At 59.1% G+C, this 22,725-nt stretch carries 17 protein-coding genes; 16 read left to right on the forward strand and 1 reads right to left on the reverse strand.

The annotated features are described in order from the left end of the window. The first annotated feature begins 145 nt into the window (after positions 1–145). The 16 genes from yaaA to L4G42_RS11450 all read left to right on the forward strand — a co-directional run bounded on the left by yaaA (position 146) and on the right by L4G42_RS11450 (position 20,827). Positions 146–925 carry a peroxide stress protein YaaA gene (gene yaaA / locus L4G42_RS11375; protein WP_237250675.1) on the forward strand — a complete coding sequence of 260 codons (780 nt, stop codon included), beginning with the start codon at positions 146–148 and terminating at the stop codon, positions 923–925. Between the two features lie 994 nt (positions 926–1,919). After that, the gene (locus tag L4G42_RS11380; RefSeq protein WP_237250674.1) at positions 1,920–3,236 is read left to right on the forward strand and encodes a nucleotide sugar dehydrogenase; all 1,317 of its coding nucleotides are present in this window, start codon (positions 1,920–1,922) and stop codon (positions 3,234–3,236) included. 129 nt (positions 3,237–3,365) lie between these two features. After that, positions 3,366–4,847 (forward strand): mannuronan synthase, encoded by a 1,482-nt coding sequence (gene alg8, locus L4G42_RS11385; RefSeq protein WP_237250673.1) that lies wholly within the window; start codon positions 3,366–3,368, stop codon positions 4,845–4,847. A 53-nt stretch (positions 4,848–4,900) separates the two neighbouring features. Next, positions 4,901–6,073: an alginate biosynthesis protein Alg44 gene (locus L4G42_RS11390; protein WP_237250672.1), complete on the forward strand. Its 1,173-nt coding sequence runs from the start codon at positions 4,901–4,903 to the stop codon at positions 6,071–6,073. Positions 6,074–6,075: 2 nt separating this feature from the next. Next, positions 6,076–7,488: an alginate biosynthesis TPR repeat lipoprotein AlgK gene (gene algK, locus L4G42_RS11395; protein ID WP_237250671.1), complete on the forward strand. Its 1,413-nt coding sequence runs from the start codon at positions 6,076–6,078 to the stop codon at positions 7,486–7,488. After that, a complete protein-coding gene (locus tag L4G42_RS11400) occupies positions 7,485–8,990 on the forward strand; it encodes an alginate export family protein (protein WP_237250670.1) in 1,506 nt (501 codons plus the stop codon). The genes algK and L4G42_RS11400 overlap by 4 nt, the downstream gene beginning before the upstream one ends. Positions 8,991–9,017: 27 nt before the next feature. Then, a complete protein-coding gene (gene algG / locus L4G42_RS11405) occupies positions 9,018–10,652 on the forward strand; it encodes a mannuronan 5-epimerase AlgG (RefSeq protein ID WP_237250669.1) in 1,635 nt (544 codons plus the stop codon). A 13-nt stretch (positions 10,653–10,665) separates the two neighbouring features. Further along, complete coding sequence (locus L4G42_RS11410; RefSeq protein ID WP_237250668.1) at positions 10,666–12,105, forward strand: alginate O-acetyltransferase; 1,440 nt, start codon at positions 10,666–10,668, stop codon at positions 12,103–12,105. Between the two features lie 7 nt (positions 12,106–12,112). Beyond that, positions 12,113–13,249: a mannuronate-specific alginate lyase gene (locus L4G42_RS11415; protein ID WP_237250667.1), complete on the forward strand. Its 1,137-nt coding sequence runs from the start codon at positions 12,113–12,115 to the stop codon at positions 13,247–13,249. A 212-nt stretch (positions 13,250–13,461) separates the two neighbouring features. Next, the gene (locus L4G42_RS11420; protein ID WP_237250666.1) at positions 13,462–15,024 is read left to right on the forward strand and encodes an MBOAT family O-acyltransferase; all 1,563 of its coding nucleotides are present in this window, start codon (positions 13,462–13,464) and stop codon (positions 15,022–15,024) included. A 10-nt stretch (positions 15,025–15,034) separates the two neighbouring features. Then, the gene (locus tag L4G42_RS11425) at positions 15,035–16,210 is read left to right on the forward strand and encodes an alginate O-acetyltransferase (RefSeq protein ID WP_237250665.1); all 1,176 of its coding nucleotides are present in this window, start codon (positions 15,035–15,037) and stop codon (positions 16,208–16,210) included. Between the two features lie 33 nt (positions 16,211–16,243). Beyond that, positions 16,244–16,897, forward strand: a complete 654-nt coding sequence (locus L4G42_RS11430; protein ID WP_237250803.1) for an alginate O-acetyltransferase AlgF — start codon at positions 16,244–16,246, stop codon at positions 16,895–16,897. A gap of 196 nt (positions 16,898–17,093) precedes the next feature. After that, entirely contained in the window at positions 17,094–18,548 is a 1,455-nt protein-coding gene (locus L4G42_RS11435; RefSeq protein WP_237250664.1) for a mannose-1-phosphate guanylyltransferase/mannose-6-phosphate isomerase, read from the forward strand. A gap of 332 nt (positions 18,549–18,880) precedes the next feature. Beyond that, positions 18,881–19,261: a hypothetical protein gene (locus L4G42_RS11440; protein WP_237250663.1), complete on the forward strand. Its 381-nt coding sequence runs from the start codon at positions 18,881–18,883 to the stop codon at positions 19,259–19,261. 243 nt (positions 19,262–19,504) lie between these two features. Then, positions 19,505–19,969 (forward strand): multidrug transporter, encoded by a 465-nt coding sequence (locus L4G42_RS11445; RefSeq protein ID WP_237250662.1) that lies wholly within the window; start codon positions 19,505–19,507, stop codon positions 19,967–19,969. Between the two features lie 33 nt (positions 19,970–20,002). Further along, on the forward strand, positions 20,003–20,827 hold the full coding sequence (locus L4G42_RS11450) for an SDR family oxidoreductase (protein WP_237259595.1): 825 nt from the start codon (positions 20,003–20,005) through the stop codon (positions 20,825–20,827). A gap of 1,012 nt (positions 20,828–21,839) precedes the next feature. On the opposite strand, the gene L4G42_RS11455 is transcribed toward L4G42_RS11450, so the two are convergent. Continuing rightward, on the reverse strand, positions 21,840–22,718 hold the full coding sequence (locus L4G42_RS11455) for an efflux RND transporter periplasmic adaptor subunit (protein WP_237250660.1): 879 nt from the start codon (positions 22,716–22,718) through the stop codon (positions 21,840–21,842). Positions 22,719–22,725 lie beyond the last annotated feature (7 nt).

Below are 22,725 nucleotides of genomic sequence, written 5' to 3' on the forward strand. Positions count from 1 at the left end.
CCGGCGAAGCACTATAGCGGATTTGCCCTGGGCCAGACTGCCGGATTCAGGCATCGTTGCCGTAGAAGCGCGCCTGTCGACACCATAGCTGGAGTGATCCGCACGCAACCCCTAGAATCGCCCGACGATTAAAGGAGACCTGCCCATGCTGATGGTGATTTCCCCAGCCAAAACCCTCGATTTCGAAACGCCGCCCACCACCACGCGTTACACCCAGCCGCAATTTCTGGATCACTCCCAGGAGCTCATCAGCCAGCTGCGCGACCTGACCCCGGCGCAGATTGGTGAGCTGATGCACCTGTCCGACAAACTCTCGGGCCTCAATGCCGCCCGCTTTGGCAGCTGGAATCCGGCCTTCACTCCCAAAAACGCCAAACAGGCGCTGCTGGCATTCAAGGGCGACGTGTATACCGGTCTCGACGCCGACACCCTGAGCGGACCCGATCTGACGTACGCCCAGAAGCACCTGCGTATGTTGTCCGGGCTCTATGGATTGCTGCGTCCTCTGGACCTGATGCAACCGTATCGGCTGGAAATGGGCACAAAGCTGGCGAACGCGAGGGGCAAGGATCTTTACGCATTCTGGGGCGACCGCATTAGCGGGTGGCTGAACGAAGCGCTGAAAGAACAAGGCGACGACGTGCTGCTCAACCTGGCGTCGAACGAGTATTTTTCAGCGGTAAAGCGTCCGGCACTCAATGCCCGTGTCATCGAAACCGAGTTCCGCGACCAGAAAAACGGTCAGTACAAGATCATCAGTTTCTACGCCAAGAAGGCCCGGGGGATGATGACTCGCTTCGTGATTTCCGAGCGCATCGGCAAGCCCAAGGACCTGACGCAGTTCGACGCCCACGGCTATCGATACAGCAAAGAGCTGTCCTCCCCGGACAAGCTTATTTTCCTGCGCGACGAACAAGACGCCTGAGTGTATCTTTCCTTTCCAGCGCCAAAACGCCTGCCCGTTTCCAACCGTTGACGGGCACCGCGACGCCATTTGATCCCCACTTCGGTGCGTTTCGAAAGGCAACTATCCAGTCGTTTTAACGCGAAACGACTAATCCCATCATTCGAATGCATGCGCCCACCCAACCGGCGGCAAAGACAAACAGTGATCTTGTCGCAAATTCCCACACTTACTTAGTTCATAACCTGCAGTTTGCGCGGACAAACGGTAGTGCTGCCGACTAATTGGCGCCAACTAAAAGTCAAAAACTAATGGTTCTTTTTTTTCTCAAAAATTTAACAACTTTTTTTTCAGATTTCGTTCTGTTGATTTGAACTAGTGGCACTCCAGTCTGCAAGCCGGCCAGAGCCTTATAAACCAAGGCTCAAACCTTGATTGCCCGCGTGTTGGATCCCGTGAAAAACCATTGAGTGTACGAAAAATCTCAAAAAGAGGACGAGCGGCCCGGAACTTATGGGGAATGCCCACGCTCCTACATCCCGTAACAATTCTCGTCCCCCATGTAGGAGATCTCTTACATGGCACATGGACAGATCTGGAAGTTGCTTCTCAACGAAGTTAGACCCGTCGGTCAAGTGGTACGTACAAGGAGTCACGCACCAAACTAGTTGAAGTGAAATGAGCTAGCACCATTCGGGTGCCCGCAGTCGTGAATCGGGGCTGATTCATCGGGAGACGGCCAAAAGCCTTGTCCTTGACCGCCTGAGCATGACGCGCAACCCATCCGTTGGAGTGCCTGCCACATCCCAGATCGGGAACCTATATAAATATGTATGGGCGACTCGACACTGTTGATCTGTAACATTCGGGTTTGCCTTTCATATAGGTAACTCACCCCTTAATTCTGCCTGTGCTTGTCACGCGACATTCATTTGCCGTGCGTACGAGTGCGCGAAAGTTGTAAGACAGTTTTTATATTCGGCCAACTAATGGCGTAAACATCGAGGAGATTACTATGCGTATCAGCATCTTTGGTTTGGGCTATGTCGGTGCAGTCTGCGCGGGCTGCCTCTCGGCGCGTGGTCATGATGTTGTTGGTGTGGACATCTCCGCTGCCAAGATCGACCTGATCAACAGCGGCAAGTCGCCGATCGTCGAGCCAGGTCTGGGCGAGTTGCTGGAGACCGGCATCAAGACCGGCAAACTGCGCGGCACCACCGACTTCTCCGAAGCCATTCGCGCCACTGACCTGTCGATGATCTGCGTCGGCACGCCAAGCAAGAAGAACGGCGATCTGGAGTTGGACTTCATTGAATCGGTCTGCCGCGAAATCGGCTTCGTACTGCGTGACAAGAGCACCCGTCACACCATCGTCGTGCGGAGCACCGTTCTGCCGGGCACCGTCGCCAACGTTGTCATCCCGATCCTCGAAGACTGCTCGGGCAAGAAAGCCGGCGTTGACTTCGGTGTTGCGGTCAACCCTGAATTCCTGCGTGAAAGCACCGCGATCGCTGACTACGACCGTCCTCCGATGACCGTCATCGGCGAATTCGACAAAGCGTCCGGTGACGTTCTGCAGTCCCTGTACGAAGAACTCGACGCACCGATCATCCGCAAGGACATCGCCGTTGCCGAAATGATCAAGTACACCTGCAACGTATGGCACGCGACCAAGGTCACCTTCGCCAACGAAATCGGCAACATCGCCAAGGCAGTCGGCGTCGACGGCCGTGAAGTGATGGACGTGGTCTGCCAGGACAAGGCTCTGAACCTGTCGCAGTACTACATGCGCCCAGGCTTCGCGTTCGGCGGTTCCTGCCTGCCGAAGGACGTCCGTGCCCTGACCTACCGCGCCAGCACTCTGGACGTTGAAGCCCCCCTGCTCAACTCCCTGATGCGCAGCAACGTTTCCCAGGTTCAGAACGCTTTCGACATCGTCGCTGCCAGCGACACTCGCAAAGTCGCCCTGCTGGGTCTGAGCTTCAAGGCCGGTACCGATGACCTGCGCGAAAGCCCACTGGTCGAGCTGGCAGAAATGCTGATCGGCAAAGGCTACGACCTGAGCATCTTCGACAGCAACGTCGAATACGCTCGCGTTCACGGCGCCAACAAAGACTACATCGAGTCCAAGATCCCGCACGTTTCGTCCCTGCTGAACTCGGACTTCGACGCAGTCATCAACAACTCCGACGTGATCATCCTGGGCAACCGCGACGAGCGCTTCCGTGCACTCGCCAACAATGCGCCAGCCGGCAAGCGTGTGATTGACCTGGTGGGCTTCATGAAAGGCACCACCACCGAAAACGGTCAAATCGAAGGTATCTGCTGGTAACACACAGCGAGCTGCAAGCCACGAGCTGCAAGTTTCAGGCTTCATCCCTTCAGTCCCGGGCGTCAGCGCCTGCGACTGGAGGTTTGAAGCTTGCGGCTTGAGGTTGCAACTGACTTAGGGATACACACTATGCAAAGGCTGAAGCACGGCTTCCTCCAGGCCGCAGGTTGGCTGTTTTATCTGACGTTGCTGGCGGCCATTGCCATGGCGCTGCCTGCATCGCTGTTTGACTCGCACTCCAAAGATTTCATTTTCCTGATCGGTATCGTCGGTATCTGGCGTTACTCGATGGGCGCAACGCACTTCGTGCGCGGCATGATTTTCCTGTACATCGTCTACCCGCACCTGCGCCGTAAAGTGCGCAAGCTGGGCAAGGCAGCCGATCCGTCCCACGTGTTCCTGATGGTCACCAGCTTTCGTATCGATGCGCTGACCACCGCTCAGGTGTACAGCTCGGTGATTCGCGAAGCCATCAACTGCGGCTTCCCGACCACCATCGTGTGCTCCCTGGTGGAAATGTCCGACGAGCTACTGGTCAAGGCACTGTGGGCCAAGTACAACCCGCCGGAGCACGTGAAGCTCGACTTCGTGCGCATCGCCGGTACCGGCAAGCGTGATGGTCTGGCGTTCGGTTTCCGCGCCATCTCCCGCCACATGCCGGACGACCGCGCCGTGGTTGCAGTGGTCGACGGTGACACCGTTCTGGCTGAAGGCGTGGTGCAGAAAACGGTTCCGTGGTTCCAGCTGTTCGGCAACGTCGGCGGCCTGACCACCAACGAGTTCTGTGAAGTACGCGGCGGCTACATCATGAGCGAGTGGCACAAGCTGCGTTTCGCTCAGCGTCATATCAACATGTGCTCGATGGCGCTGTCCAAGCGCGTGCTGACCATGACCGGCCGTATGTCGGTGTTCCGCGCCACCGTGGTGACGGACCCGGCTTTCATCGCCGACGTGGAAAGCGACTCGCTGCAGCACTGGCGTCTGGGCCGCTTCAAGTTCCTGACCGGCGACGACAAGTCCAGCTGGTTCAGCCTGATGCGCCTGGGCTACGACACGTTTTACGTGCCGGATGCCGCGATCAACACCGTTGAGCACCCGCCGGAAAAAAGCTTCCTGAAGGCCAGCCGCAAGCTGATGTACCGCTGGTACGGCAACAACCTTCGGCAGAACTCCCGTGCGTTGGGTCTTGGTGTTGGCCGTCTCGGGGTCTTCACCAGCATCGTGCTGTTCGACCAGCGCGTGTCGATGTGGACGTCGATCCTTGGCCTGACCGTCGCCATGCTGGCAAGCCTCAAGTTCGGCATCGAATACCTGCTCGCATACCTGCTGTGGATCGGCATTACACGTCTGATCCTGACCCTGCTGCTGTCGTGCAGCGGGCACAAGATCGGGCCGGCGTATCCGATGATTCTCTATTACAACCAGATCGTCGGCGCATTGATGAAGATCTACGTCTTCTTCCGTCTCGACCGACAGTCCTGGACCCGCCAGGACACAAAACTGAGCCGCGACATGGCCAGCTTCCAGGGTTGGTTCAACACCTGGTCGTCGCGGACCATGACTTTCTCGGCTGGCAGCATCTTCGTTGCCGTGCTGCTGACAATGGTCTGACCGGGCCTCTGACCGAAACAATGGATCAACTCGATTAATCAGGAATTACCACCATGAATACAGCCGTGAATGCCAATGTCGTACATGAATCCGAAGCCCAGCGTCAGCACGCACGGGTCAAGATCCCGGCCAAACTGCGACTGCTCAATGGTCAGCCGAACGCTCCGCTGGTGCGTGTCGAAGACCTTTCCGCAGGCGGTCTGAGCTTTGTCGCTCCTGCCAACCTGCGTCCAGGCGTCGGTGAGGTCATCAAGGGTCGTCTGCAGTTCCTGATCGACAACCTCGGTCTGGCAATGGACGTCGACCTGCAAGTGCGCACCATCGATTCGAACACCGGCCGTGTCGGCTGCCAGTTCCAGAATCTGGAATCGCAAGACATCTCGACCCTGCGTCACCTGATCACTTCGCACCTGTCGGGCGATCTCATCAGCATGGGCGAAGTGCTTGCGACCCTGCAGCGCGATAACTTCACCAAAGCACGCAAATCCAAAGACAGCGGCAGCGGCCTGAGCGCTTTCGGTCGTCTGCGCGCCGTGACCTTCAGCATCGGTATCTTCGCCGTTGGTGTGATTGCGTTCGGCTTCGTCGCCAAATCGGTCTATGGCATGTACTTCGTCAGCCACTCCACGTCGGGCCTGGTCAGCGTACCTAGCCTGGATGTCACCATGCCCCGTGAAGGCACCGTGACCAGCCTGGTTACGCCGAACGGCAACGTCGCCAAAGGCGCACCGCTGGCCACCTTCAACACCAGCATGCTGGACATGTTGAAAGGCAACCTGGACCCGGACGAAATGCAGCCGGCCAAAATCGAAGAGCTGTTTGGTCGTCAACTGGCCGGCACCATGACCAGCCCTTGCGATTGCGTCGTGGCCAAGCAGTTGGTCGCCGACGGTCAGTACGCAAGCAAAGGTCAAGTGATCTTCCAGATGGTCCCGCGCAACGTTGCCGCCAATGTCGATGCTCGCTTCACCTACCGTCAGTTCGCCGATGTACAGCCGGGCGCTCGCGTGACCTTCCAGGTCGCTGGCGAAGACGGCGACCACAGCGGCAAGATCGTCAGCGCCACGGCCCTGAGCCCTGCTGACCTGTCTTCCGACATCCGCGTTCAGATCCAGCCTGACGAAGCCATCAACAGCAGCCTGGCAGGTCGTCCGGTTGAAGTGGTGAGCACCCGCGGCCCGTCGCTGAACTGGTTGATCGATAAAGCCACGGCGGCAGGTTTCTAAACATGGCTAGCCCACTACGAAGCTTGTCAGCCCCTACATTGTTGAGCCTGGCGATCGCTATCGGTTTGGGCGGCTGTGCCGGCCTGCCCGATCAGCGCCTGGCCAACGAAGCCCTGAAACGCGGCGACACCGCGCTGGCGGAGCAAAACTATCGGCAACTGGCGGACCTGGGCTACAGCGATGCACAGGTCGGCCTCGCGGATATCCAGGTGGGTACCCGCGACCCGGAGCTGATCAAGCAGGCCGAGGCGACTTATCGCGCTGCAGCCGCCACTTCGCCTCGGGCGCAATCGCGTCTGGGCAAGTTGCTGGCGGTCAAGCCGAACTCCACCGAAGCCGAGCAACGTGAAGCCGAAGGTCTGTTGAAGAAGGCCTTCGCCAATGGCGAGGCCGGCACGCTGATTCCGCTGGCGATGCTCTATCTGCAATACCCGCACACGTTCCCGAACGTGAACGCGCAGCAGAAGATCAACGAATGGCGTGCTACCGGTTACCCGGAAGCGGGTCTGGCCCAGGTGCTGCTGTATCGCACCCAAGGGACCTACGACCAGCATCTGGCAGAAGTCGAAAGCATCTGCAAGCAAGCGCTGCGCACCACTGACGTTTGCTACACCGAGCTGGCGACGGTCTACCAGAAGCGCGGCGAAGCCGACAAACAGGCTGCGCTGATCGAGCAGATGCAAAGCGGCTACGCCATGGGCAGCGTACCTGCCATGCGTGTCGACAGCGTCGCTCGCGTGCTGGCGGATTCGACCCTCGGCAAGCCGGACGAAAAGACCGCGCAATCGCTGCTGGAGAAAGTTGCCCCCGGTTACCCCGCTTCCTGGGTCAGCCTGGCGCAGTTGCTGTACGACTTCCCCGAGCTGGGTGACGTCAACAAAATGATGGAATACCTGGACAACGGCCGTGCTGCGGATCAACCGCGCGCCGAACTGCTGCTGGGCAAGCTGTATTACGAAGGCAAGCTGGTCTTGCCGGATGCGAAGAAAGCCGAAGAGCACCTGACCAAGGCTGCTGCGACGCAAATCTCCGCGCATTACTACCTGGGCCAGCTTTATCGCCGGGGTTATCTGGGCCATCCAGACCCGCAGAAAGCTGTCGAGCAGTTGCTGACCTCCGCACGCGGTGGCCAGAACAGTGCCGACTTCGCCCTCGCGCAGTTGTTCTCGCAAGGCAAAGGTATCAAGCCTGATCCGATCAACGCATGGGTCTTCGGCCAGCTCGCACTGGCCCAGGGCACACCGCAAGCGACGGATCTTGCGCAACAACTGAACGAACAATTGCCGCCTGAGAAGCGCGCCCAGGCGCAGAGTCTTCTCCAGCGAGAACAGCAGGTCCGCGGCACAACCGCGCAAAACGCGTTGGCCTTGCAGACACTGCAAGAAGAAAAAGACGGCGGGGACGCACCTCTATGAAGCTTAAGTTGAACCCTCTGATGGCGGCCGGATTCGGTCTGGGCTTCTCCCTGATCTGGGCCACGCCGACATTGGCAGCCCTGACCGATACTCAGAATTTCGGCATCGAAGTCAAAGCGACCGGCCAGATGGAAGACGACCGTGACCTCGGTACCCGCAGCGGTGGCGACGTCAACGGTGTCGGCCTGGATCTGCGTCCGTGGGCGTATGGCGAGTGGGGCAACTGGAGCGGTTACGCGATGGGCCAGGTAGTCACGGCTACCGACACCATTCAGACCGACCCGCTGGATCAACAGGTCACTGACGCAAACGGTCAGAGCGCCCAACGTTCACGCAGCACGTCAAACAGCCGCAAAGTGGATGACAGCTACGCGGCCCTGCGCGAATTCTGGATCGGCTACCGCGGTTTCACGCCTTACCCTGGCGAGATCCTGAAGGTCGGTCGGCAGCGTCTGCGCAATGACGACGGTCAGTGGCACGACACCAACATCGAAGCGGTGAACTGGACCTTCGACACCACCCTGCTCAAGGCAGAAGTGGGGGCCGCCCAGCGCTTCAGCGAATACCGCACAGACCTGACCGAGCTGTCGGCACAGGACAAGGATCGCTCGCACCTTTATGGCGACGTGGAATACCAGTGGACGCCAGGCCAATGGGCCGGCGTTCGTGCTCACCACAGTCATGACGGCGGCAGCCTGAAACAACAGGGCTCAGCCATCGACGATCTGGACAAGACTTCGCGTGGCGACTTGACCTGGCTGGGTCTGCAGGCCAACAGCGACGCGTACAACTACCGCAACCTGAACACCGTCAACTATTGGGGCAGCCTGACCTGGCTGACCGGCGATCGTGACCGCATCGGCACCACTTACGACCCCATTGGCGACCAGTACGTGGCCGGTGAGAAGAACAACGAAAACGTCAACGGCTGGGCGACCGACCTGGGCCTGCGTTTCCGTCTGGACCCGATGTGGCAAGTGGGCGGCGCCTACTCCCGCGCCAGCAAGAACTACGAGCAGAACGGTCTGGAAAGCAACCGCTCGAACTGGACCGGTACCCGCTCGCGCGTGCATCGCTTCGGTGAAGCGTTCCAGGGCGAAATGGCCAACGTAGAGTCGGGCTCGCTGTTCGCGTCCTGGCAGATGCAGGACGAGTACGACGCCTCGCTGATCTACCACAAGTTCCGTCGTGTCGACGGCCATTCGGGAATCGGCGGCGCGGGTATCAACCCTGCTCAGGAAAATGTCGATGACGATGGCGTCAGCACATTTGCCTCGCTGCCGCTCGAAGACGGCCGCAAGGACCTGGGCCAGGAAATGGACCTCGTCGTCACCAAGTACTTCAAGCAAGGCCTGCTGCCTGCTGCGGTAAGCCAGTCGTTCGACGAACCGTCGGCGCTGATTCGTCTGCGTGCAGGCGTGTTCAAACCGGGCGATGCGTATCACAGCGGTGTAGACGATTACATGCACCGCGCCATCGTCGACGTCATCTGGCGCTTCTGATGCAAGCCGCGATAGGAGTGCAATGAGATGAACAGTCAAGCAAGCAGATTGCGTCACCGGGCATGGCCCTATGCCCTGCTGGAAAGCGCTGTGCTGAGCAGCGCCCTGCTGCTCGCCAGCACTGCGGCCATGGCCAACAGCCCGTTGCCGGTTCCCGCCCCTGCGACGCATCCGGCGGATGGCAAGGATGTGGTGGTCAAAGGCCTGCACCAGGCCAAGACTTACACCATCAGCAGTCCGCCCATTGAGCCGCTGTTGATGGACAAACCAAAACTGCCTGACCTCTCGGGTTACACCCAGCAGGCCATGCAGAAGAAGATCGTGCGCAGCAAGCCGGGCAAGGTTGCGATCAAACGCATGATGCAGGAAGACTCGCTGAAGGAATTCATCGGCGGTGACAACAAGATGGCCGAATGGGTAGCCCGTCAGCACGGCATCCCACAGGCGATCTTCATCGAAGATGGCTACATGACCCTGCAGGAGCTGGCAAAGAAGGTGCCTAAACAGTACCTGAGCGAAACCTCCCCGGGCGTCTTCCTGGCGCGTCTGCCGATCGTTGTCGGCAAGAACGGCATCTTCGAAATTGACAAGAAGACTACCGAGCTGCGCCTGTCTCAGGATGCCGGTGCGTTTCTGGTCAACGACAACCTGCTGTTTATGTCGGACACCAAGCTGACCGGCTGGAGCGAGAAAGCCAACGGCCCGTCGACGTTCAAGGCGCCGAAGGAATTCCGTCCGTTCCTGCTGTCCTGGGGCGGCACCCAGACCTACATGTTCAACACCAAAGTGGCGAGCCTGGGTTACAACAACAGCAAGTCGTACGGCATCAGTATTTCCCAGTACACGCCGAACATGAAGGCGCAGATGAACCGCGCCGAGCCAACCGGCTGGATCGTTAATTCTGACTTCTCGGACATGTGGTACGGCTTCTACTGCTATGAAACCCGCGACTTCGTGGTCAAGGGCAGCACCTACCACGACAACATCATCTACGGCATCGACCCCCATGACCGTTCCCACGGTCTGATCATTGCCGAGAACACGGTGTACGGGACCAAGAAAAAGCACGGGATCATCGTCTCCCGTGAGGTGAACGACAGCTTCATCATCAACAACAAAAGCTACGACAACCACCTGTCCGGCATCGTCCTTGACCGTAACAGCGTGAACAACCTGGTGGCGTACAACGAGATCTACCGCAACCACACCGACGGCATCACCTTGTATGAGAGTGCCGACAACCTGCTGTGGGGCAATCGTGTGTTCGCCAACAAGCGTCACGGCATCCGGGTTCGCAACAGCACCAACATCAAGCTGTACGAAAACCTGGCCATCGGTAACGGTCTGATGGGCGTCTACGGCCACATCAAGGACCTGTCGGACACTGACCGCGACATCAAGCTCGATCCATTCGATGCCGAAGTCTCGCTGATCATGGTCGGCGGCGAACTGACCTCCAACGGTTCAGGCCCGCTGTCCATCGACTCGCCTCTGAGCGTCGAGCTGTACAAAGTCTCGATGCTCGCACCGACCAAAGCCAGCGGGATCAGCTTTAACGGTGTACTGGGCGACCGTCAGGACGAAATCCTCGATCTGCTGGTGCGCCAACAGAAAGCCGTGTTGATCGACCCGGTCGAAAGCCAGAAACAACTCCGGGACTGAGGAAGATATTTCTATGCACGCACATTTGATCAAACTGCTCAGCCTCTCGGGCCTGACCGCTGCACTGTTCGCCGCCAGCAATGGCGCGTATGCAGCGGACACCACTGCCCCGAGCTTCACTGCCGAGCCTTGCTGCAGTCTGTGCCCTGAAGCGCACGACGAAAAAAACTACGTCAGCCGCTACCAGCAGAACTTCACCACGCTGGTTCAGGCCGAGGGCGACTGGTTGTTCCGGACCCGTGAAGATCTGCGCACCGAATTCGACACCACGCCTGAAGGCTATCGCCGCATGCAAATGCTGCACGACGCGTTCAGGAGCAAGGGTGTCGAGCTGGTGGTTGTGTATCAACCCACCCGCGGGCTGGTCGATCGCAACAAGCTGTTCCCGGCTGAACGCGACAAGTTCGACTACAACACCGCGTTGCGTAACTACCAGGCCATGCTCGGTCGTTTCGCGAAAATGGGCTACACCGTCCCGGACCTGTCGCCGTTGACCAACGAGCAACAGGCCCACGATTTCTACTTCCGCGGTGACCAGCACTGGACGCCGTATGGCGCTCAGCGCACGGCGAAAATCGTCGCTGATTCCGTGAAGAAGATGCAGGCCTTCGCCGGTGTTCCGCGCCGTGAATTCGAGACCCACTTGTCAGGTCGCATGGGCAAGAAGGGCACTCTGCACAATATGGCCGGTCAATTGTGCGGCACGAGTTATGCCATCCAGTACATGGACCAGTTTGAGACAGAACCCAAAGGCGAAGCCGCCGACGGCGACCTGTTTGGTGACTCCGGCAACCCGGAAATCACACTGGTCGGTACCAGTCACAGCGGGAAGAACTACAACTTCTCCGGCTTTTTGCAGGAATACATTGGTGCTGATGTGCTGAACGTCGCCTTCCCCGGCGGCGGCCTTGAAGGTTCGATGCTGCAGTACCTGGGCAGCGAAGACTTCCAGAAACACCCGCCGAAGATTCTCATCTGGGAATTCTCGCCGCTTTACCGCCTGGATCAGGAGACCATCTATCGCCAGATGATGTCGCTGCTGGACAACGGCTGTGAAGGCAAACCGGCGTTAATGAGCACCAGCACCACCCTCAAACCAGGGATCAACGAGTTGCTGGTCAACGGCAAAAACGGCATTAAGGATGTGCGCAACGGCAGTAATCAGATCGACATCAAGTTCGCCGACAACTCGGTGAAAACCCTTCAGGCGCGCCTCTGGTACATGAACGGTCGCCACGAAGACTTGAAGATCGAAAAACCTGAAACATCTGAAACCGACGGGCGCTTCTCCTTCGAACTGCGCGATGACAAGGACTGGGCTGACCAGCAATTGCTCGCACTGGAAGTGCAGGGTCCGGAAGCGGGCGCTGCGCCACAGCAGGTCGAAGCGAAAGTATGCAAACGCAACGTGTTCCCGAATGTCGCGCATCAAACCGCGCAAGCCGGGTTATGAGGCTCTTATGCACACTCCAAAACTGATGCTCCCTACCCTTCTGTCGCTGGCGATGATGTCTTCGGCGTTGTTCGCCACCGGCGCCAGCGCTGCGTCGACACTCGTGCCGCCGCAGGGTTACTACGAAGGTGTCGAGAAATTCAAGACGGGCCAGGGCAAGTTCAGCTGTGACGCCGCACCGCAGCCCTACACCGGCCCGCTGCAGTTTCGCAGCAAATACGAAGGTTCGGACAAGGCGCGCGCCACGCTGAACGTTGCTTCCGAGCAGGCGTTTCGTGACGCGACCAAAGACATCACGAACATGGAGCGCGCCACCAGCAAGGTGGTGATGCAGTACATGCGTGACGGTCGCCCTGAACAGCTCGATTGCGCGCTGAACATGCTGACCACATGGGCCAAGGCCGATGCGCTGGAGTCGACCGACTTCAACCACACCGGCAAGTCGATGCGCAAATGGGCATTGGGCAGCATGTCGTCCGCCTACCTGCGCCTGAAGTTCTCCGAGTCGCATCCTCTGGCCACCCGCCAGCAGGAAACGCAGGTTATCGAAGCCTGGTTCAGCAAACTGGCGGATCACGTCGTCAGCGACTGGAACAATCTGCCGCTCGACAAGACTAACAACCACTCGTACTGGGCGGCCTGGTCCGTGATGTCCACGGCAGTCGCGACGAATCGCCAGGACCTGTTCGACTGGTCGGTGAAGGAATTCAAGATCGCCGCCAATCAGGTTGACCCGCAAGGTTTCCTGCCAAACGAGCTCAAGCGCAAACAACGCGCGCTGGCGTACCACAACTACGCGCTTCCGCCGCTGGCCATGATTGCGAGTTTCGCCCAGGCCAACGGTGTCGATCTGCGTCCGGAAAACAACGGTGCGCTCAAGCGTCTGGGTGATCGCGTGCTGGCTGGCGTGAAGAATTCAGGGAGCGAATTTGCAGCACGTGACGGTGAAAAGCAGGACATGACGGACCTGAAAACCGACATGAAATTCGCCTGGCTGGAACCGTACTGCTCGCTGTATGACTGCGGCCCGGATGTGCTTGAGCAGAAACACAAGATGCAACCGTTCAAGAACTTCCGCCTCGGCGGCGACCTGACCCGCACTTATGACCCGACGCATGAAAAGGGTGACAAAGACGGTTCGTAAGAGCCTCCACGTGAAAATGTAGCAGCGCGATTGCCCGCGAAAGCGATTTTCCAGACGACATAACTGTGTCGGATGTACTGGCCTCATCGCGGGCAAGCGCGCTCCTACAGGGTCAGCGTCGGAAGTTCAGATCTACGTTTCACCCCTCCATTTTTCGTGGGGGGTCTGGGGGGGCTTCGGCCTTTGATGTTGGACAAATGGAGAGATAAAGGATGGTTTTCTCATCCAACGTGTTCCTGTTCCTGTTCTTGCCGATGTTTCTCGGCTTGTACTACCTGAGCGGGCAACGCTATCGCAACCTGCTGCTGCTGGTCGCCAGCTACGTGTTCTACGCGTGGTGGCGAGTGGACTTCCTGGCACTGTTCGCAGGTGTGACGCTGTGGAACTACTGGATCGGCCTGCGCGTAGGCGCCGCCGGGGTCAGAACCAAACCGGCACAGCGCTGGCTGCTGCTTGGCGTGGTGGTCGACCTGGGCATCCTTGGCTACTTCAAGTACGCCAACTTCGGCGTGGACAGCATCAACGCAATGATGACGTCGATCGGTCTTGAGCCGTTCATCCTCACCCACGTGTTGCTGCCGATCGGTATCTCGTTCTACATCTTCGAGTCCATCAGCTACATCATCGATGTGTACCGTGGCGACACGCCGGCAACGCGAAATCTCATCGACTTTGCAGCGTTCGTGGCGATCTTCCCGCACCTGATTGCAGGGCCGGTACTGCGTTTCCGCGACCTGGTTGATCAGTTCAACAATCGCACGCATACCCTCGACAAGTTCTCCGAAGGCTGCACGCGGTTCATGCAGGGCTTCATCAAGAAAGTCTTTATTGCCGACACGCTGGCGGTGGTCGCCGACCATTGCTTCGCCCTGCAGAACCCGACCACAGGTGACGCATGGCTCGGCGCGCTGGCGTACACCGCTCAGCTGTACTTCGACTTCTCCGGTTACAGCGACATGGCGATCGGCCTGGGTCTGATGATGGGTTTCCGCTTCATGGAAAACTTCAAACAGCCCTACATCAGCCAATCGATCACCGAGTTCTGGCGTCGCTGGCACATCAGCCTGTCGACTTGGCTGCGTGACTACCTTTACATCACGCTGGGTGGCAACCGTGGCGGCAAGGTCGCGACCTACCGCAACCTGTTTCTGACCATGCTGCTGGGTGGTCTGTGGCACGGCGCCAACATCACTTACATCGTCTGGGGTGCCTGGCACGGTGTGTGGCTGGCGATTGAAAAAGCCATCGGCCTGAACACTGCGCCGCGCACGTTCAACGTGGTTCGCTGGGCGTTCACCTTCCTGCTGGTGGTCATGGGCTGGGTCATCTTCCGCTCGGAAAACCTGCACGTTGCCGCCCGCATGTACGGCGCCATGTTCAGCTTCAGCGATTTCGGGCTGTCGGAACTCAACCGTGCAAGCCTCACAGGCCTGCAAGTGGCGACCCTGGTCGTGGCGTACATCACCCTCGCCTTCTTCGGCCTGCGTGATTTCTACCGCAACCGGGCACCGGCCAAGCCGACCGACAAAGCCGTGCAGGCCGACGGCCCTGCCGCTGCCGAGCCAGGCCTGATCAAGGCCGTGCCAGGCGACAAGCCGGGCAGCATCCATCAACCGGGTTACATCGTCGGCACCGAAGCGCAGGTTCAGCCTGCCTACTGGACCGCCGACTGGTCGCGCTATGTCATGCGCGCCCTGATCCTGCTGGCGTTTGTTGCATCCATCCTGAAACTCTCGGCGGCCAGTTTCTCGCCGTTCCTTTACTTCCAGTTCTGAGGAGCCTGACATGACCCGTTCATTACGTTTCCTCTACATCTTCCTGTTTCTGGCGATTCTGCTGGTGCTGGGCCTGTGGTCGCTGCGCAGCTTCATCGGTTTCTCGACGTCGAAAGAAACCACCGTGCTCAATGGTCACTGGACCAAAGCGGTGGAAACCCACTACGACGAAGCATTTCCGATCAAGCGTCTGGGCACCAACCTCTGGGCGGCGCTGGACTACAAGGTGTTCAACGAAGGTCGTCCGGGCGTGATCCTGGGCAAAGACCAGTGGCTGTACACCGACGAAGAATTCGACGCCGTTGCCAACAGCGAGCAGAACGAAGCGGACAACCTGGCGATCATTCAGGGCGTGCGAGACACCCTGAAAAAGCAAGGCACGCAACTGGTGCTGGCGATTATTCCGGCCAAGACGCGTCTGTACCCGGAGCACGTCGGTGACAACAAACCGGCCACGCTGCACACCGATCTGTATCAGCAGTTCCACGCTCAAGTGAATCAGGCCGGCATCCTTGCCCCGGATCTGCTGACGCCGCTGCAAAGCGCCAAGGAGAAGGGCCAGGTATTCCTGCGCACCGACACTCACTGGACGCCAATGGGCGCGGAAATCGTCGCCCAGCAGTTGGGTGACGTGATCAGCAAGCAAGTACCGCTGAACGTTGAACCGCAGAACTTCGTCACCGAAGCCAAGACGACCGAACCCTATAAGGGCGATCTGACCAACTTCCTGCCGCTGGATCCGCTGTTCAGCAACCTGCTGCCCAAGCCGGACGACCTGCAACAGCGCAGCACCAACCCGGCTCAGGCTGACGCTGAAAGCGGTGATGCCCTGTTCGCTGACGACTCGGTTGCGGTGGGTCTGGTCGGCACCAGCTACAGCGCCAACCCCAACTGGAACTTCGCCGGTGCGCTCAAACAGGCCCTGCACGCAGACGTCGTGAATTACGCCGAAGACGGCCATGGCCCGATCCTGCCAATGCTCAAGTATCTGCAGACCGACGCCTTCAAAAGCAGCCCACCACAGGTGCTGATCTGGGAATTCCCTGAACGCTACCTGCCCGCTCACAACGACCTGACCGAGTTCGACCCACAGTGGATCGCTGAACTCAAAAAGGCCCGTGACCCCCAACAGAATCTGGCGGACAACGCCAACAACTCCAAGTCGCCCAACCGGGCGCAAAACTGAGAGGACTCTTTGACTATGACTTCGCAGAACCCAATGCCAGTGCGTTCGAGCAAAACCAACCTGCTGAAAACCTGCGTGCTGGCCGCGAGCCTGGGCTTCGTATCCCTTTCCGCATTCGCCGGCGACGCCGCCCTGTATGGCCCGACCGCACCAAAAGGCTCGACCTTCGTGCGTGTTTACAACGCCAGCAGCAGCGAAATCTCCGCCAGCGTCGGCAACACCAGCCTCAACGAAGTCGGCCCATTGGCCAGCAGTGATTTCGGCTTCATGCCACAGGGCGACTACACCGCCAAGATCGGCAGCCAGTCGCTGCCGGTGAAACTGGCCAGCGATCACTACTACACCATCGTCAACAACACATCCGGCTCCCCGCAACTGGTTGAAGAGCCGCCGTTCAAGAACAAGCAGAAGTCTCTGGTTCGCGTACAGAACCTGAGCGACAAGGCGCTGACCTTGAAAACCGCTGACGGCAAGACCGACGTGGTCAAGGCTGTGTCTGCCAAGGGCACCGGCGAGCGTGAGATCAACCCGGTCAAAGTCAGCTTCGCGCTGTTTGACGGCGACAAGAAAGTGGCTGACCTGAAGCCAGTTGCACTGGAGCGTGGTGAGGCCGCCGTGCTGTACGTCACCGGCAGCGGTAGCAGCCTGTCGCCAGTCTGGGTCAAGCGCCCGACGGGCACTCAGTAACAGATTTGAATCTGGCCGAGAGGCCGCCGGCAGCGCGCGTGATCACCCGCGCGCTGCCACGGATAAAGCGTTCGGCGTCAGGCACTGCGGAGCAAGCAGACAGCCATGAGGGCGCCGGGCGATGCAAGACAAAAACCAGAAAGACCGAAAAGACCTACAGCCCATTCGAACGATTTTTGCTTAACGGAGAAACAAAATGATTCCAGTGATCTTGTCAGGTGGCAGCGGTTCCCGACTCTGGCCTCTTTCGCGTAAACAGTTTCCTAAACAGTTCCTGGCACTGACCGGCGACCACACCCTGTTCCAACAGACCGTCGAGCGCCTGCAATTCGACGGCATGCAGCACCCGGTTGTGGTGTGCAACAAGGATCACCGCTTCATCGTCACCGAGCAGCTCAATGCATTGGGCCTGGAAACTCAGGCCGTGATCATGGAACCGTTTGGTCGCAACACCGCGCCAGCCGTTGCCATCACCGCGATGATGCTGGCCAACGAAGGTCGCGACGAGTTGATGCTGGTGCTGCCAGCCGACCACGTGATCAACGATCAGAAAGCCCTGCAACGCGCGCTGGCCCTGGCCACCGTTGCTGCAGAGCGCGGCGAAATGGTGCTGTTCGGTATCCCGGCGACCAAGCCCGAAACCGGCTACGGCTACATCAAGTCCACCGCCGATGCCCTGCTGCCGGAAGGCGTCAGCCGCGTGCAGCAGTTCGTTGAAAAGCCTGATGAACAACGCGCCCAGGAATTCGTCCAGGCCGGCGGTTACTACTGGAACAGCGGCATGTTCCTGTTCCGCGCCAGCCGTTACCTGGAAGAGCTGAAAAAGCACGATCCGGACATCTACGACAATTGCCTGCTGACCCTCGAGCGCAGCAAGCACGAAGGCGACAGCATCTCCCTGGACGAGGCGAGCTTCGCCTGCTGCCCGGACAACTCCATCGACTACGCCGTCATGGAAAAAACCCAACGCGCGTGTGTAGTACCGCTTGATGCGGGCTGGAGCGATGTCGGCTGCTGGTCGTCCCTGTGGGACGTGCACGCCAAAGATGAGAACGGCAACGTTGCCAAGGGCGATGTCGTTATTCAGGACAGCCGCAACTGCATGATTCAGGGCAACGGCAAACTGGTCACCGTCATCGGCCTGGACAACATCGTCGTCGTCGAAACCAAAGACGCCATGATGATCGTCCACAAAGACAAGGTTCAGGGCGTCAAGCAACTGGTCAACACGCTGAACGAGCAAGGCCGCAGCGAAACCCAGAACCACCTCGAAGTCTATCGCCCATGGGGCTCGTACGACTCCGTGGACATGGGCGGCCGTTTCCAGGTCAAGCGCATTTCCGTCAAGCCTGGCGCCAGCCTGTCGCTGCAGATGCACCACCACCGCGCTGAACACTGGATCGTTGTATCGGGTACCGCTCAGGTCACCTGCGACGACAACGTGTTCCTGCTGACCGAAAACCAGTCGACCTACATCCCGATTGCCTCGGTTCACCGCCTGCGCAACCCGGGCAAGATCCCGTTGGAAATCATCGAAGTCCAATCGGGCAGCTACCTGGGCGAAGACGACATCGAACGTTTCGAAGACGTCTACGGCCGCTCCACCCCCGGCATCGAAGCCGGCGTGAAGACGCAGACCATCGCGCGTTAATACCGCTTTACCGAGTAGTACTAGCCCCCGTCAACTCTCTGCGTATTCCCCATCCGCAGAGGGTTTTCGGGGGCTTTTTTATTTGAATGTGGGAACACGTCATGTGCGGTTTATCCGCGACAACGTCAAGACCAGGTAGATCGATTGGCTATACGCGTTGACCAAGTTCACTGTTTCTTTTCTAACTGGATAACGCAGTCCGTTATTTGTGCACACCCGCGTTTTTTGCTCATCGCTACCTGTCAGTAGTGACAGTTGTCACGCTGATAGCCTCGCTATAGCTTGGATAGCAGAGGCACACCGCCTCGCTGATATTCAGGAGCAACATCATCATGAACTGGGACGCGAAATTAAAAGAAATCACCCAAGGCAAGAAATTACGAGAGCTTGACAAAGCAGAAGCCAAAAAACTGACCACCCCGTCTATCAAGGACGCTGCAAACTTCCAAATACCGGTGGGTTCAAAGCTGACATTGATTCTTCCGGCATTTGAATCCGCTTACTACGACACCGTTATTTTAATCCTGGTGGGCGACACTGATTCGGGTCCTTATGGGTCAGGCACAGTGGTCAATGGTCAAGAAACGCAGGTCGTTATCCAAGAAAACGACTTTAAAGCGGGTGACAGGGTCCGAGTGCTCAGCTATTTGCACATCGAAAACGGAGATGTTTTCGTCAAGGGCCTGGAGTCTGGCTACTACACGTTCACGTAAGCTCAATGTCGAGAAGCCGCATGGGTAAGGTGTAGGCAGCGGCCAATCCGCCTCACTTTGATCTTCGGTCAAAACGAGTTTCACATCAGCTCGCGCCTCTTCCTCGCCTATCGTTATTCGCAAGGGGGGCGCGGGAGTTTTAGCTCAATTCCGATTAACAGGAGCCACTGGCGAAGTCAGGCATTTGGTCTATCCCTCCCCTTTCGGTACGATGCCCGCATCTGCAATCGCGAGATCGACACGATGATTTTCGGCGCCGTACTTCTGTTCACCTGGCTGGTCCTGCTCCTGCGTTACCCCTCCAGAGCCCTGCCCGTTTCACTGGCGGCGGCGCTTGGGCTGGCAGTGGTGGCGGCGTTTGTGGTCTGGGAAGACAGCCGCGACGAGCAGCGCCTTGAGCGCCTGCAAATGCGCGTGAACTATGCGCCGCAGCAATGCCCGACGGGTCGCCCGTTGCTGGTGCTGATCGATAACGGCAACACTGTTTCGCTCACCGAACTGCGCTGGAAGATCGCGGCCTACGCGCCGGGCGATACCGTGAATCTGGCCGAAGACACTTACACCGCGCCGCGTTATCGCGGGCCGGGCGATTTGTTGCCCGGCAGTCAGTGGCAAGATTGCTTGCCGATGCCACCGCTGCGACCAGGTTATCGGCCGCAGACCCTGGAGTTCCGCGCCGAACGCCTGCAAGGCACGTTCTCCGGCTGAGCGCCGCCCTTCTCTTTTTTCAAGGACTGAACCATGTCTGTGGTGTTGATCACCGGTTGTTCCAGCGGCATCGGCCGCGCCATGGCGGATGCGTTCAAAGCGGCAGGCCATGAAGTCTGGACAACCGCACGCAAGCCGGCCGACGTGCAGGCGCTGACCACTGCCGGTTTTCATGCCGTGGCCCTGGACGTCAATGACAGCGCTGCGATTGATCTGCTGGTCTGCGAGCTTGATCAACACGGCAAAGGGCTCGACGTGCTGATCAACAACGCAGGCTACGGTGGCATTGGCCCGCTGCTGGATGGCGGTGTCGAGGCCATGCGCAGGCAGTTCGAGACCAATGTGTTTTCCGTGGTCGGCGTGACGCGCGCGCTGTTTCCATCGCTGCGCCGCAATAAGGGGTTGGTGGTGAATATCGGCAGCGTTTCGGGCGTGCTGGTTACGCCGTTCGCGGGCGCGTACTGCGCGTCCAAAGCCGCCGTCCATGCCATGACCGACGCATTGCGCATGGAACTGGCGCCCTTCGGGATACGCGTGATGGAAGTCCAGCCGGGCGCCATCGACACCCATTTTGCGCAAAACGCCAGCCACGAGGCCGAGCAAGTGATTCACCCGGATTCGCCGTGGTGGCCGTGGCGTGAAAGCATCCGCGCCCGGGCCAATGCTTCGCAGGGCAATCCGACACCCGCCGCCGACTTCGCCCGCGACGTGCTCACCGCCGTGCAACGCAGCAATCCACCGCGTCTGCTGCGATCCGGCAACGGCAGCCGCGCGCTGCCACTCATGGAACGGCTGCTGCCCAAGGCATTGCTCGAATGGATTCTGAGTAAGCGCTTCAAGCTGGATAAGAAGGGCTGAATACCACCGCGGGCCTCCTGCATCCTCCGGCAGGACGCGAGTCTGCTGTGTGACGCAGCTTAAAGTGTAGGAGCGCGCTTGCCCGCGAAGGCGTCAGCATGGACGACGGAGATGCGTCGGACGCACCGGCCTCTCGCGGGCAAGCGTGCTCCTACAGGTTTTGTGTTGAGCCGACGTATCGCGTTCACCCAGTCACCCTCGCCGCGCACAGATCGCGGGACAGACCACGTTCCTGCATCCTCCGGCAAGACACAAATCTGGCGCATGGTGCAGCTCAAAGTGTAGGAGCGCGCTTGCCGGGAGGCGTCAGCATGGACGACAGTGATGCGTCGGACGCACAGGCCTCTTCGCGGGCAAGCGCGCTCCTACAGGTTTTGTGTTGAGCCGACGTATCGCGTTAACCCAGTCACCGTCGCTGCGCAACAGATCGCGGGACAAACCACGCTCCTGCATCCTCCGGCAGGACACAAATCTGGCGCATGGTGCAGCTTAAAGTGTAGGAGCGCGCTTGCCCGCGAAGGCGTCAGCATGGACGACGGAGATCCGTCGGACGCACCGGCCTCTCGCGGGCAAGCGTGCTCCTACAGGTTTTGTGTTGAGCCGACGTATCGCGTTCACCCAGTCACCCTCGCAGCGCACAGATCGCGGGACAGACCACGTTCCTGCATCCTCCGGCAAGACACAAATCTGGCGCATGGTGCAGCTCAAAGTGTAGGAGCGCGCTTGCCGGGAAGGCGTCAGCATGGACGACAGAGATGCGTCGGACGCACAGGTCTCTTCGCGGGCAAGCGCGCTCCTACAGGTTTTGTGTTGAGCCGACGTATCGCGTTAACCCAGTCACCGTCGCTGCGCAACAGATCGCGGGACGAACCACGCTCCTGCATCCTCCGGCAGGACACAAATCTGGCGCATGGTGCAGCTCAAAGTGTAGGAGCGCGCTTGCCGGGAAGGCGTCAGCATGGACGACAGAGATGCGTCGGACGCACAGGTCTCTTCGCGGGCAAGCGCGCTCCTACAGGTTCTGTGCTGAGCCTTCCGTTTCGGGATTCACAATCACCGTGCAGGTGATTCCCGCCGCCAGCACAACCCCTTCAGGCACGTGATCCAGGTGAATGCGCACGGGCACACGCTGGGCCAGTCGTACCCAGTTGAACGTCGGGTTGACGTCGGCGATCAGCTCGCGGCTCTCCGGGTTGTCGCGATCGTAGATGGCGCGGGCGATGCTCTCGACGTGGCCCTTCATCACTTCGCCGCTCATCAACTGCATATCCGCCGGATCGCCGATTCTGACGTGGGGCAGTTTGGTCTCTTCGAAGAAGCCGTACACCCAGAACGAATTCCTGTCGACGACGGCCATCTTCGCTTCGCCGATGCGCGCGTAGTCGCCGCGATGCACGTTGAGGTTGGTGACGTAGCCGTCGACCGCCGCCAGCACTTTGGTGCGTTGCAGGTTCAATTGCGCGGCTTCGAGCTGCGCGACCGCCAGTTGATAATCCGCCTGGGCAGAGGTGGCAACGTTGCTGGCGTCTTCGCGGCTTTCGGCGGAGATCACCAGGGCGTCCATGTCCTTGCGTCGATTGGCGTTGACCTTGCGCATCTCCCACGTCGCCTTGCGCGACGCCACCATCGCCTCCGCCTGCTTCACCGCCAGCTGATAGTGCTCGGGATCGATCTGCATCAACAGATCACCTCTTTTCACCGGCTGGTTGTCCTTCACCGGTACATCGATCACCACGCCGCTGACATCGGCGGCGACGTTGATCACGTCGGCGCGCACCCGACCGTCGCGGGTCCAGGGCGTGTCCATATAGTGAATCCACAGCAGCCGGCCGATCCAGATGGCCAGCGCCAGAATCAACAAAGTTGCGATCAGACTGAAGAGCTTTTTCATCTCAACC

This window comes from Pseudomonas petrae, from assembly GCF_021728295.1.
Taxonomy (GTDB): domain Bacteria; phylum Pseudomonadota; class Gammaproteobacteria; order Pseudomonadales; family Pseudomonadaceae; genus Aquipseudomonas; species Aquipseudomonas petrae.

Excerpts from the sequence above, each read along its gene's own strand:
- L4G42_RS11400 (WP_237250670.1), top strand. The coding sequence starts at position 7,485 with ATGAAGCTTAAGTTGAACCCTCTGATGGCGGCCGGATTCGGTCTGGGC.
- L4G42_RS11450 (WP_237259595.1), top strand. The coding sequence starts at position 20,003 with ATGTCTGTGGTGTTGATCACCGGTTGTTCCAGCGGCATCGGCCGCGCC.
- L4G42_RS11425 (WP_237250665.1), top strand. The coding sequence starts at position 15,035 with ATGACCCGTTCATTACGTTTCCTCTACATCTTCCTGTTTCTGGCGATT.
- L4G42_RS11445 (WP_237250662.1), top strand. The coding sequence starts at position 19,505 with ATGATTTTCGGCGCCGTACTTCTGTTCACCTGGCTGGTCCTGCTCCTG.
- L4G42_RS11390 (WP_237250672.1), top strand. The coding sequence starts at position 4,901 with ATGAATACAGCCGTGAATGCCAATGTCGTACATGAATCCGAAGCCCAG.
- alg8 (WP_237250673.1), top strand. The coding sequence starts at position 3,366 with ATGCAAAGGCTGAAGCACGGCTTCCTCCAGGCCGCAGGTTGGCTGTTT.
- L4G42_RS11380 (WP_237250674.1), top strand. The coding sequence starts at position 1,920 with ATGCGTATCAGCATCTTTGGTTTGGGCTATGTCGGTGCAGTCTGCGCG.
- L4G42_RS11435 (WP_237250664.1), top strand. The coding sequence starts at position 17,094 with ATGATTCCAGTGATCTTGTCAGGTGGCAGCGGTTCCCGACTCTGGCCT.
- L4G42_RS11420 (WP_237250666.1), top strand. The coding sequence starts at position 13,462 with ATGGTTTTCTCATCCAACGTGTTCCTGTTCCTGTTCTTGCCGATGTTT.
- L4G42_RS11455 (WP_237250660.1), bottom strand. The coding sequence starts at position 22,718 with ATGAAAAAGCTCTTCAGTCTGATCGCAACTTTGTTGATTCTGGCGCTG.
- L4G42_RS11410 (WP_237250668.1), top strand. The coding sequence starts at position 10,666 with ATGCACGCACATTTGATCAAACTGCTCAGCCTCTCGGGCCTGACCGCT.
- yaaA (WP_237250675.1), top strand. The coding sequence starts at position 146 with ATGCTGATGGTGATTTCCCCAGCCAAAACCCTCGATTTCGAAACGCCG.
- L4G42_RS11430 (WP_237250803.1), top strand. The coding sequence starts at position 16,244 with ATGCCAGTGCGTTCGAGCAAAACCAACCTGCTGAAAACCTGCGTGCTG.
- L4G42_RS11415 (WP_237250667.1), top strand. The coding sequence starts at position 12,113 with ATGCACACTCCAAAACTGATGCTCCCTACCCTTCTGTCGCTGGCGATG.
- algK (WP_237250671.1), top strand. The coding sequence starts at position 6,076 with ATGGCTAGCCCACTACGAAGCTTGTCAGCCCCTACATTGTTGAGCCTG.
- algG (WP_237250669.1), top strand. The coding sequence starts at position 9,018 with ATGAACAGTCAAGCAAGCAGATTGCGTCACCGGGCATGGCCCTATGCC.
- L4G42_RS11440 (WP_237250663.1), top strand. The coding sequence starts at position 18,881 with ATGAACTGGGACGCGAAATTAAAAGAAATCACCCAAGGCAAGAAATTA.